This is a genomic window from Acidobacteriota bacterium, from assembly GCA_016716905.1.
Lineage (GTDB): Bacteria > Acidobacteriota > Vicinamibacteria > Vicinamibacterales > SCN-69-37 > SYFT01.
The window spans coordinates 551,263-562,536 of sequence record JADJUS010000022.1; the positions used below are offsets into that span (position 1 = coordinate 551,263).

8 protein-coding genes are annotated in these 11,274 nt (G+C 65.4%); 4 read left to right on the top strand and 4 right to left on the bottom strand.

Annotation, left to right across the window (positions count from 1 at the left end; translation table 11 throughout):
• Positions 1 to 277: 277 nt before the first annotated feature.
• The gene (locus IPL75_18455) at positions 278 to 1,138 is read right to left on the bottom strand and encodes a glycosyltransferase family 2 protein (protein ID MBK9242181.1); all 861 of its coding nucleotides are present in this window, start codon (positions 1,136 to 1,138) and stop codon (positions 278 to 280) included.
• 55 nt (positions 1,139 to 1,193) lie between these two features.
• Here IPL75_18455 and IPL75_18460 point away from each other — a divergent pair, with 55 nt between their 5' ends.
• Positions 1,194 to 3,101 (top strand): O-antigen ligase family protein, encoded by a 1,908-nt coding sequence (locus IPL75_18460; GenBank protein MBK9242182.1) that lies wholly within the window; start codon positions 1,194 to 1,196, stop codon positions 3,099 to 3,101.
• Positions 3,102 to 3,208: 107 nt separating this feature from the next.
• Here IPL75_18460 and IPL75_18465 read toward each other — a convergent pair whose 3' ends face one another.
• The gene (locus IPL75_18465; protein MBK9242183.1) at positions 3,209 to 4,198 is read right to left on the bottom strand and encodes a glycosyltransferase family 2 protein; all 990 of its coding nucleotides are present in this window, start codon (positions 4,196 to 4,198) and stop codon (positions 3,209 to 3,211) included.
• Between the two features lie 74 nt (positions 4,199 to 4,272).
• Here IPL75_18465 and IPL75_18470 point away from each other — a divergent pair, with 74 nt between their 5' ends.
• Together IPL75_18470 and IPL75_18475 are read left to right on the top strand one after the other, a co-directional pair.
• Complete coding sequence (locus tag IPL75_18470; protein ID MBK9242184.1) at positions 4,273 to 6,099, top strand: hypothetical protein; 1,827 nt, start codon at positions 4,273 to 4,275, stop codon at positions 6,097 to 6,099.
• 321 nt (positions 6,100 to 6,420) lie between these two features.
• The gene (locus IPL75_18475) at positions 6,421 to 6,819 is read left to right on the top strand and encodes a GxxExxY protein (protein ID MBK9242185.1); all 399 of its coding nucleotides are present in this window, start codon (positions 6,421 to 6,423) and stop codon (positions 6,817 to 6,819) included.
• Positions 6,820 to 7,004: 185 nt separating this feature from the next.
• Here IPL75_18475 and IPL75_18480 read toward each other — a convergent pair whose 3' ends face one another.
• Entirely contained in the window at positions 7,005 to 8,411 is a 1,407-nt protein-coding gene (locus IPL75_18480) for an MBOAT family protein (GenBank protein ID MBK9242186.1), read from the bottom strand.
• Between the two features lie 602 nt (positions 8,412 to 9,013).
• Here IPL75_18480 and IPL75_18485 point away from each other — a divergent pair.
• Positions 9,014 to 10,360 (top strand): hypothetical protein, encoded by a 1,347-nt coding sequence (locus IPL75_18485; protein ID MBK9242187.1) that lies wholly within the window; start codon positions 9,014 to 9,016, stop codon positions 10,358 to 10,360.
• Positions 10,361 to 10,466: 106 nt separating this feature from the next.
• Here IPL75_18485 and IPL75_18490 read toward each other — a convergent pair whose 3' ends face one another.
• Positions 10,467 to 11,255, bottom strand: a complete 789-nt coding sequence (locus IPL75_18490; protein MBK9242188.1) for a polyprenol monophosphomannose synthase — start codon at positions 11,253 to 11,255, stop codon at positions 10,467 to 10,469.
• Positions 11,256 to 11,274 lie beyond the last annotated feature (19 nt).

Below are 11,274 nucleotides of genomic sequence, written 5' to 3' on the forward strand. Positions count from 1 at the left end.
CGATCAGGATTCACCATGTAGATCCATGAAGGTCCATGAAGGGGTGAGGGGGTGGGCGCCGCCTTCGGCGGCGGCGTGAGACGAGGATGACCTCGAGCGAGCGTGCCACCTGGAAGAGATTATTCTCGACGGCACGTTCGCTCGAGGTCATCCTCCTCTCACGTGGCCCGGCAAAAGCCGGGCTCCCACCCCCGCGTCACCTGACACACCCTGCATCAACTGACAGCCCCACAGATTTCTTCATGGAGCTTCATGGAACTTCATGGTGAAAAGAGTCTTATCGGCCGCGGAGGGCGACCTTGACCTCGGCGCGGGCCATGAGTCCGAGCCACACGACGGGCGCGAAGACGCGGCCCAGCCCCGCGTACTTCCAGTAGAGGTGGAAGGCGCTCCGGTGGAAGGCGCGGATTGACGGCACCACGTTGAGCGCCGACGAAAGGCCGCCGGTGTGACGCACGGTGCTGGTCGGCAGGTAGTGGCAGTGCAGCCCCAGCGCTCCCGCCCGGCGGCAATAGTCAGCGTCTTCCCAATACATAAAAAACGACTCGTCGAGACCGCCGAGCTGTTCAAACACGTCCCGTCGTGTGGCAAAACAGGACCCGGCCACCCAATCGGCCTTGCGTCCCGCCGGCGCATCAACGCCTGGGGGGCCCGCGCCTTGCAGCAGGTTATGGCGCGAGAACCAGTTGTTGGGAAACCGCCGGGTGAGCCACGTCGATCGGCCCCCGAACACGGTGCTGAGTCCGGGGAACCGGCGTGCAGACGGTTGCACGGTGCCATCCACGTTGACCACGCGCGGGCCCACCACCCCGCAGTCCGCATGCGCCTCGAGCCATCCGCCCAGCGCACGGACGATCGGTCCCTCCACCTCGGTATCGGGATTGAGCAGCAGCAACACGGGCGCAGAGGTGGCGGCGGCCGCCAGATTCACGCCGGCCGAAAAACCGAGATTGTCCTGGCGCGCGATCAACCGCACGCCCTGGTGTCGCAGGGCGATGGCCTCGCGCTGCGCGGCATCGCTCTGCCAGTCCACCACCACCACCTCATCGGTTTCGCTCGTAAACGGAGCGAGCGAGGTCAGGCACCGATCGAGCGCATCGTAGGTGCGGTAGTTGATGATGAGGACGGCGACGCGCACGGCACTCATTATGTGCGCATCGTGCGGTCCGTCACGTGGCACACTGGCGTGCGGCATGGTCCCGACCCCAATGCACGCGCCTGGCGCGCAGAGAATAGTCGCGCGTGCGATGTGGTTGATGGGTGCGATTGCGCTCACACTGCCGCTCCTGTCCATCTGGCGGCCGGACGCCGTGCCGTTCCCGTTCAAAGTGCTGGTCACGGCCCTGCTGGCAGTGGCCGCGATCCACCCTGTGGCCGGACTCATGGCGTTGGCGGTGCTGGGGGCCGTGGTGCTGCCACTCGTCATCACCATCGGCCAGCCGCCGTTTGGCGCCAACGAATCGATCGAGGCCATGGTGCTGGGCGTGTTGGCCGGCATCGCGTGGCGCTGGGTGGTGTTCGGGCCGCCGGCCGGAGGACGCCTGGCCCGGCCATCGATGCTGTTTGCCGCCGTGGCTGCCGCCTCGGCGGTTACCCTGCTCGGCGCGCAGCAGTTGGTGACCGAACCGATGCCGGCGTTCCTCCAGACGCTCTGGAAACATCTGTCGCGCTTCTATTTTTCCGAAGCGCGCGAGTTCCCCGCCTGGCATGAGGCGGCCGTCTGGATCGAGGCCCTGCTGCTGGCGGTCGTGATCGAACGGGTGGTGCATCGCGCGCCACGATCGGGGCCGATGCTGGCGTGGGCCGCGCTTGGCGGCCTCACGCTTGAAGCGTGTTTTTCGCTGCTGCGGCTGGCTGAGATTGCCAACCGCAACGCCGACCCGGTGGGCGCTTTCTGGCGGCACGCGTTGACCACGCGCATCAGTCCGCACTTTCCCGACATGAATGCCGTCGGCTCCCTGTTTGCGCTGGGCGCTGCGGGCTGGCTGGTGGTGGCGATTGGCCCGAAGGTGTCTCGATCGACCCGCGCTGTCGCGATCGCCGGCGCCGTCATGCTCGGCGCCGCACTCTGGCTGACCGGTTCACGCGCAGCGCTGGGCGCCACGGCGATCACGCTGGCGATCGTGTGGCTCGCGCTGCGACGCCCGTCGTGGCGGCTCGTACTGGCCGCACTGCTCGTGACCCTGGCGGCCGGCGCGCTGTTCGTGAGGGCCAATCCGAATCTGGCGCCACGGGCCACGGCGGGCATCGCGATGAAAGTGCGCATCGGCATGGCCGACCTTGGGGCGCGCATGGTGGCCGACCATCCGTGGTTTGGGGTCGGGTTGGCCGAGTTCAGCCGACAGTCCACCGAATACGCCGACCGCGACCTGATGATGCTGTTTCCGCCGCTGATGTTTGGCGAGAACGCCCACAACCAGCTCATCCAGATCGCGGGAGAACTGGGCGGCGTCGGGCTCCTGGCGTTTCTCCTTTACTGGAGCCGGGTGCTGTTCCCCGCCATCGTGAGCCTGAGAGCCGGCGGGACGAGCCTGTGGCTCTGGGCATTCACCGCGGGCCTCTGCGCGTTTCACCTCAGCGCGCTCATGGGGCATCCCTTTCTGACGCCGTATGTCGTCTTCATGGTGTTCATTTTTGTCGGGCTCGTGTCGGGCCTGACACCGGAGCCTCAGCGCCGGACGCACTGGTGGCCGGGTGTGGTGGTGGCCGCGGCCGTCATCGCGCTCGCCGCGTCTGTGCCCACCCGCATAGGCGAGACCGCCGCCGCGCAGGGACGCCTGATCATCGGCGCGTCGCCGGTGGCGGGCGAAGTGGACGGCATCAGGTATCGCGTGGCCTCCGCCACATCGACATGGTTCGTGCGCGCACCCGCCAAACTCATCACGATGCCGTTGCGCGCGTCAGCTGACTCGCGGGGGCCATGCACGGTGCAGATCAACATGGACGGCACGCCAGCCAATCAAACGGTCGTGGACGGGCAGGCGTGGCGGCAGGTGCGGTTTGTCATCGAGGCCATCCGCGAAGTTGGCTCCCACCGCCTCGATGTGATCGCATCCGGTGACGGCTGCGTGCTCCTCGTCGGCCAGATTCTGCGGCAATAGAACAACGACCTCTGAGCATGGGGAAACGACCTCTGAGGTAATTACCGCTGCCGACAGGTATCGGTAATTACCTCAGAGGTCGTTTTCCCCTACCTCTGAGGTCGTTTTTAGACGTCGTTGCCCCAGAAGTCGAATTTTTTCTCGGCGGTCTTGATCGCCCACCAGCGGCGGTCCATCACGGACCACACCGACGCCGCGGGTACGCGCGCCGTGCGCTGCACTCCGGCGCGCTTGCGCCAGAACCGCGCACTGCCCGCCACTGCGGCAGCCTTGCCACGCAACCACGGACCCAGTTGGCCGCGACGTGCGTAGGCCACGCCGCCGGCGAGATCGTAGAGCACGTGCGCAGGCAGCGACCGCCACCACAGGGACGCCGGGGTGTTCTTGATCCAGGTCCACTCCAGATTGCGCTGACCGTAGAACACCGCCGCGTCACTCACGCGTCCGAGCGCGGCGCTTCCCGCATGCCGCACCACCGCATCAGCCGCGTACCAGACGCGCGCACCCGAGAGCCGTGCGCGGTACGACAGGTCCACGTCCTCGTACACCATGAAGAAGTCTTCATCGAACCCACCGAGCTCTTCGAACAGGGTCCGGCGAATCAGGAACGCCGCGCCGCACGCGCCAAACACTTCACCCGACTCGGCGGCCGTGGCCGCCGTTGCGCCGTGCTGTCGCTTGAACGCGCCACCACACCGCAGATATCCGTCACCGGCCGAGTCAATGACATCAGGCTGATTCAGGTACACCACTTTCGACGTCACCAGTCCGCGCGTGGGATCCGCTTCCGCCGCAGCCACCAGCGCCTGCAGCCACCCGGGCTCAGGTTCAGTGTCGTTGTTGAGAAAAATCAGCGCGTCCGTGCGCGCATCCTCAGCGCCACGATTATTTCCGGCAGCAAAGCCCACATTGCTCGCGAGCACTTCCACCCGCACGTCCGGCCACCGATTCCGCAGGTGCGACACACTTTTGTCGGTTGATGCGTTGTCAACGATCACAATTTCCGTCGGCAACACACGCTGCGCGTGCAGCGCCTTCAGGCACCCATCCAGCCAATCAAGACCGTTCCAGTTGAGCACGATGACGCGCGTGGTCACGCCGCACCTGACGATGCGGGCGCATCTGTCGCGGAAGGCACGCGAATCCGATACAGTCTGAGCACCCGTTTATTATGCTGTCCAACGTCCTGGGGTTTGTCGCGGCTGGTTTTGTGGCATCGGTGTGCCTGGTGCCGGCCGCACGCTGGCTCTCGCGGAGCACGGGACTGGTGGCGCGGCCCCAAGCCGACCGATGGAGCCTGCGGCCCGTGGGCAAACTGGGCGGCATCGCGATGGCCCTGGCCCTGGGACTGGTGCTGGCCGGCGGTGGCCTTGTGCCCGCGCTCTGGCCCCTGGTCGTGACCAGCGCCTGCATTGTCGCGCTTGGCTTCCTCGACGACATCACCCCGATCGGACCGGCCACCAAACTCGTCGGCCAGATGGCGGTGACGGCGCTGCTGATCTACCTGATGCCGCCGTTTTCGATCACGGGGCACTCCAACCTGGACCCGATGCTCGGGTTCCTCTGGGTCCTGGGCCTGACCAACGCCTTCAACCTGCTCGACAACATCGACGGCCTTGCGGCCGGCATCGCGGCGATTACCGCAACGTTCCTCGCGGCCACGCTCCTCCTTGATGGCTCGCCGGGCCTCGTGCCGATCGGCCTCGCGCTGACGGCCTTCGTCGGCGTCACCGTCGGATTCCTGGTCTACAACTTCCACCCCGCGTCCATCTTCATGGGCGACAGCGGCAGCCACCTGCTCGGATTCGTCATCTCGGGCGGCGCCCTGCTCGCCGTGCCGCACCTGGATCCCACAACCCTGGTCCCCGTCGTGGTGCGGCCGATCATCATCCTGCTGATTCCGATCTTCGACACCACCTTCGTCACCATCACACGCGGCCTTGCGGGCCGCAGCATCTTCACCGGCGGCCGCGATCACACCTCCCATCGTCTGGTCGCGCTCGGCATCGGCGAACGGCGCGCGGTGCTCGTGCTCTACGCGCTCGCGGTGCTGGGTGGCCTGCTCGGCCTGGGCTTCCAGGGCGAAGAGGCGCGCTACAGCTGGGGCCTCACCGCGATGTATGGCGGGCTGCTGGTGGGCATGGGCATCTATCTGGGCCACGTGGACGCGGCGCGCCAGGATGTGGAAGCGCCCAAGCCTCATCTGCTGCCGTCCGAACTCACGAACCGTTACCGCATCCTCGAAGTGGGAATCGACGCACTGCTCATCTGTATCGCCTACTTCCTGGCGTTCGGCATCCGCTTCCGGGAGCCCGAGTTCACACACTTCCTTCCACACTTCGCCGGTTCCCTGCCCCTGGTGCTGACCCTGCAGCTGGCCGGGCTGACGCTCGCAGGCAAATATCGCATGGTGTGGCGCTCGTTTGGCTCCACCGAAGTGTGGACGCTTCTGCGCGGCATCGCCATTGGTGTTGGCCTCACTGTGGTGGCCGTGCTCTACCTCTATAACTTCCAGGGCTTTTCGCGCCTGGTGTTTGTCTTTGAAACCGCGCTGCTCCCGGTCCTGATCATCGGCGCGCGCGCGGCCTTCAGCGCCGCCGACGACTACCTCCGCCGCAAGCGTTCAATGGGCCGCATGGCCATCGTCATCGGCGCCGGCCACGGCGGGGCGCTCGCAGTGCGCGAACTGCTGCAGAATCCCGAGCTGGGCTGCGTGCCGCTCGGGTTGCTCGACGACGATGAGGCCAAACAGAAGACGAGGGTGGACGGCTATCGCGTGCTGGGCCCCATCTCCCATCTCGGCCAATTGCTCGACGCGCCTGAATCCTCAGTCGCAGTCGTGATCGTCGCCATCCGGAACCTCACCGACGAGCAGTTCGCGGGCATCTGCGAGGTGTGCGACGCTCACGGCGTGGACGTGCGTCGCCTGCGCTTTTCGATCGAAGACGTGGACTGGCGCGATCGCACGCCAGGCATCGTCAAATTCCAAAAGCGTTAGCGGCTCCGCCGCGTCCCTCTTTTCACCATGAAGCTCCATGAAGTTCCATGAAGAAATTCATGGGGCTGTCAGACGGTGTGGGGTTGGGGGCCCGGCTACGCCGGGGCCGCGGGATCGAAGGGACGTCACAAACGAGAAAAGACGTCGGGTGTCTTTTTTTTGTCGACGGCGATCAAGAAGGATTCCCGACGCCTTTTCTCGTTTGTGACGTCCCTTCGATTCCGCGTGCCGCCGAAGGCGGCACCTAACCCCGCGCCCTTCATGGATCTTCATGTCCTTCATGGTGAAACCCCTGGCCCGTCGATTGCAGGGCCGGACGGCATGCCGATTCAAGAAGATGCTGTCGCTTCCACAATCATCGGGGCCGCCATCGAGGTACATCGCTGTCTGGGTCCCGGACTCGTCGAGAACGTGTACCAAACTTGCCTGTCCCACGAACTCCTGGGACATGGAATCGGAGTTGAGACTCAGGTTCCGGTGCCGGTGATGTACAAGGGAATCCGCATGGAATGCGGCTTTCGGCTGGACATGCTCGTCGCTCGTGACGTGATCGTTGAGATCAAGAGCGTCGATCGGCTCATGCCAATTCACACAGCCCAGATCATCACTTACCTCCGCCTCACAGGCGCCCGGCAGGCACTGCTCATCAACTTCAACGGCGCCACTCTGAAGGAAGGCCTCAAGAGCTTCCTGGGTGAGCGGAACTTGCGTTCCCATTGAAGCCGACCGCGGGTCCACCACTACCCGCCCGACCTTTCCTTGACCATGAAGCTCCATGAAGTTCCATGAAGGACTTCGGAGCTTCGTGGGGCCGTCAGAAGGGGTGGGGGTGGGGGTGGGGCGCCGAAGGCGGCACCCAACCCCACGCCCCTCATGGAGCTTCATGGATCTACATGGTGATCAGATCAGAACTGGAAGTAGATGAACTCTGCGCCCTCGAAGTCACCGAAGAGCAGCACGAGATATCCGATCGCGCCAAACAGCGCGTAGCGGACGGGGCGCGGCAGCTCGAAGATCGATGACTCATCGTCATGCCGGGCCTGGTGGATGTGGACGATGAGCAGGGGGAAGACGGTGAGAACCAACGGCACCACGAGCATGTCCCAGCCGGTGGCAGACAGACCTGGGCGGGTCAGCAGGAGCCCGGTGAAGTCGGCAATCTGTCCCACTGAACGCGCGCGGAAGATGAGCCATCCGTAACACGTGACGTGAAACATCACGACGCCCAGCAGCACGTGTTGCCATGTGGCGGTGAGGGCACGGCCCCGTTCGCTGATGGAGCGCGCCACCACAAGCACCAGGCCTTGATAGAGCCCCCAGATCACAAACGTCCACGCGGCACCGTGCCACAGGCCGCCGAGCGCCATCGTGATCATCAGGTTGCGCTTGGTGGCGAACGACGAGCCCCGGTTGCCGCCGAGCGGAATGTACAGGTAGTCGCGCAGCCAGGTGGACAGGCTGATGTGCCAGTGGCGCCAGAAGGCCTGTGGCGACGTCACGAAATACGGGAACCGGAAGTTGACGTTCAGCTCGATGCCCATAAGTTTGGACATGCCGCGCGCCATGTTTGAGTAGCCGGCGAAGTCACCATAGATCTGGAACGCGAACGCGTAGCTCGCGACCAGAACGTCACCGCCCGACGGCGATGCGGACGCGCCGAACACCGACTCCACAAGGCCGCCGAGGTTGTCGGCCACAAACATCTTCTGGAACACACCCCAGGCGATGAGCCAGACGCCGTCGCGCATCTGCCGCGCGACGATGCGGCGCGGCGCGCTGATCTGCGGCAGCAGCAGTGACGCACGCAGAATGGGCCCGGCCACCAGGTGCGGAAAAAACGCCACGAAGACGGCAAAGTCGAGCAGCGATGTCGTGGCGGGAATCTCGCGGCGATAGACGTCGATCACGTAGCTGACCGACATGAACGTGTAAAACGAGATGCCGATGGGAAGGATGACGTGCAGGGTGATCGGGTCGAGATGCCATCCGAAGGCATCAAAGACGCGCGCGAGGCTGTCGGCAAAGAAGTCGAAGTATTTGAAGAACCCCAACATGCCGAAGTTGAAGGCCAGGCTGAGCCACAAGAGGTGTTTGCGGCGGCGGGGATCGCGTGCGGTGTCGATCGCGCGGGCCACCGCGTAGTCCACCACCGTGGACCCGACCAGCAGCGACAGGAAGCGCCAGTCCCACGCAGCATAGAAGTAGTAGCTGGCCAGGACCAGCAGCCAGTTCTGCCCGCGATGTGGCAGAACGCGGTAGAGCGCATACACGACCGCGAAGAAGACGACGAAATGGAGGGAGGTAAAAACCATCAGCGCGGCCGGAACAACACGGTAGCAATATACTCTTCGTCGCTTGCTTCGTGTCCTCCTGACTTCAGCCGTGGCCGCCCTCGCGGGCGCAGCCGCGCTTGTGGCCGCCTATGCGGTGACCCCGGCGTTCACGCTTGAGATGGATCGCCCGATGACCGGCATCCTGACCGGTTTCTACGACACGGAGCGCGCCGGACAAGAGACGTTTGCGTGGACGCGTCGTCAGGCCGCGATGCAGTTGCCCGGCCTGGACCGTCGCGGCGGATGGACGTGCACGGTGAGGCTGCGCGGCGGACGCGCCGCGGATGTCGCGTTACCTGAGGCCGTGTTTGCGGTGGACGGCATTGTGGCCGTGCGCCATCAAACCACCAACGAACCTGCGGATGTGCGCGTGCCGCTCGCGCCGCGCAGCGGCACCGGTGCAGTCATCACACTGACGACCGCCACGTTTGTGCCTGGGGGCGGCGACACGCGTGAGTTGGGCGTCTACGTGGATCGCTGGGCGTGTGCGCCAGACGAGGGGTTTGTGCCACTGCCGCCGGTGCCGGCCATCACCACAGCGGCCATCGCCGCGGGAGCCTTCGGTGCTCGTGATTGGGCTTATGGGCGCGCCGGTCCTCGTCGCCGGTGCAGGCATCGCGGCTGTTGCCGGACTGCAGACCATGCCGCTCGTCCACGACCTCGGCCCCTTCTCGGCCTTTGCGGTGCCCATCGAGTGGATCGCGGTGGGCCTCGCCCTCGTGATGTGGGCCGCGCTCCTGGTGTCACGGCGGGCGCTTGGCCGTGCCATCTCAGGCGCCGGCCAATTCGCGCTCTTTGTCACCGGCCTTTTCCTCTACCTGAAGCTCGTTGCGTTGTTCCACCCGTCCAAATTCATCGTGGATGCGGTGTTCCATGCCCATCGGGTGGAATGGGTGCTGGAAGGCCGCTACTTCTTCACGCAACTGATGCCGAGCGGTGTGCGGTTCCCGTATGCGATCGGCCTGTATGTGTTTACGGCGCCGTGGACCCTGTTCACGTCCGACATCGTGTCGCTGTTGCGCATCGTGGTGTCGTCGGCGGAAGCGATTGGCGGGCTGCTGCTTTATCGCCTCATCGTGCGCAGTTGGGGCGATCGGACGGTGGCGGCCACGGCCACCACGCTCTACGCGCTGGTGCCGCGCGTGTTCGAGATTGTCGGCAACGCCAACATGACCAACGCGTTCGGGCAGTCGGCGGCCCTCGTGGTGCTCGTAGCCGCCACCCTGTGGCCGCTGGGTCGCGGCCGGTGGAAGAACTGGGTGGGACTGACGCTGCTGATCGCGTTCGCGCTGCTCTGCCACATCAGCACGTTTGTGTTGCTCAGCGCCATTCTCGGCCTGCTAGCCGTGCTGTATTGGCTCCTGGGCCGCCCGTCCCTGCGAGGCGAAGCGTGGGCGATCGCCGGTGCCTTTGCCGCTGCGGCCGTGCTCTCCGTGGTGCTGTATTACGGCCACTTCGGCGAGGCGTTTCGATCGACCGCGCGGGTCACGGACACATCGGCGGCTGCGGCAACAGCCTCGCCGACCCCACCCGTGCCCACACTTGCGGCCAAGGCGCGCGGCGCGGCCACCTTCAGCGTCGCGTCAGTGGGATGGCCGTTGGTGTTGCTGGCCATCCCCGGCATCGTCGCCCTGAAACGGCGCGGATGGCGAGACCGGCTGGGACTGGCCATCGCAACCCTCAGCCTCACGTTTGGACTGGTCACAGCTGCCGTGGTGGTGATGCCGGTCGGCCAGGCGTTCGATCGCTATGCCATCGAATTCATCAGCCGGGTGACGCTGGCGACGTATCCGGCGCTGGTGATCTTCGCGGCCCTGGGCGCCGTGTGGGCATGGCGTGCCGGCGGACTCCTCCGAGTCGCCGGCGCGGCCGCGGTCGCGTGGTCCCTGGTTATTGCCGCGGACGTCTGGATGGGGTGGCTTCGGTAGACACTCGGGCTTGAGGAACAGCCCGAGCTACGTGCTGACACGTCGGAACGTAGCTCGGCCCGTCGGAACGTAGCTCGGCCCGTCCGAACGTAGCTCGGCCTGTTCCTCAAGGCCGAGATCGTAGCGCCGCGACGTCGGAGGTCGAAAGCTGGCGGTAGTCGCGGGTGCCCTCGGTGGGCCGCCGCGAGCCGGTGAGGCGTTCGCGGTAGAGGTCCCAGAGCTGCACGAGGTAGCCGGCGGCTTCACGACGGCTCATCTTGCTCTGGCCCAATTCGCGGTCGTCGAACTGGTAGGGCAATTCCACCAGGCGCTTCGCACCGCTCCGCACGATGAGTTCCAGGCAAATCTTGAAACCACCGGCCTTGATCGTGGTGCCCTGGGCAATCGCCCGCTTGATGATGAAGAACCCTGAAGCCGCATCACGAATGGGCGACAAGCCTCGCGCCAGAAGACAGGCCGTGCGCGACAACATGCGCCGGCTGAACGGCCAATCCGGTGTGGAACCCCCGGGGATGTAGCGGCTGGCCACGGCGACGTCGGCGCCGGTGGACGTGAATGCGGCGAACAACACCGGGACCAGCGACGGCGGATGGCTGAAGTCGGCATCCATCACGCCAACCACGTCGGCGGAGGCCACCTGGAAGCCCGCCACCACTGCGGTGCCGAGGCCCAACTTGCCGGCGCGATGCACCACCTGCATCCGGTAGCGCGTGGCGAGGTCATCGGCCAGCTCGCCCGTGCCGTCGGGCGAATTGTCGTCCACCACCACGAGTTCAAGTGCCAGGTTCGCCGCGTCGGCGGCTGCAAACACGGCTGCCACCAGCTCAGAAAGACGATCGCGTTCGTTGAAGGTGGGCACCACCATCGTCAGGTCGGGCACGGGACGCAGAGACACCCCAGCACTATAATTCATG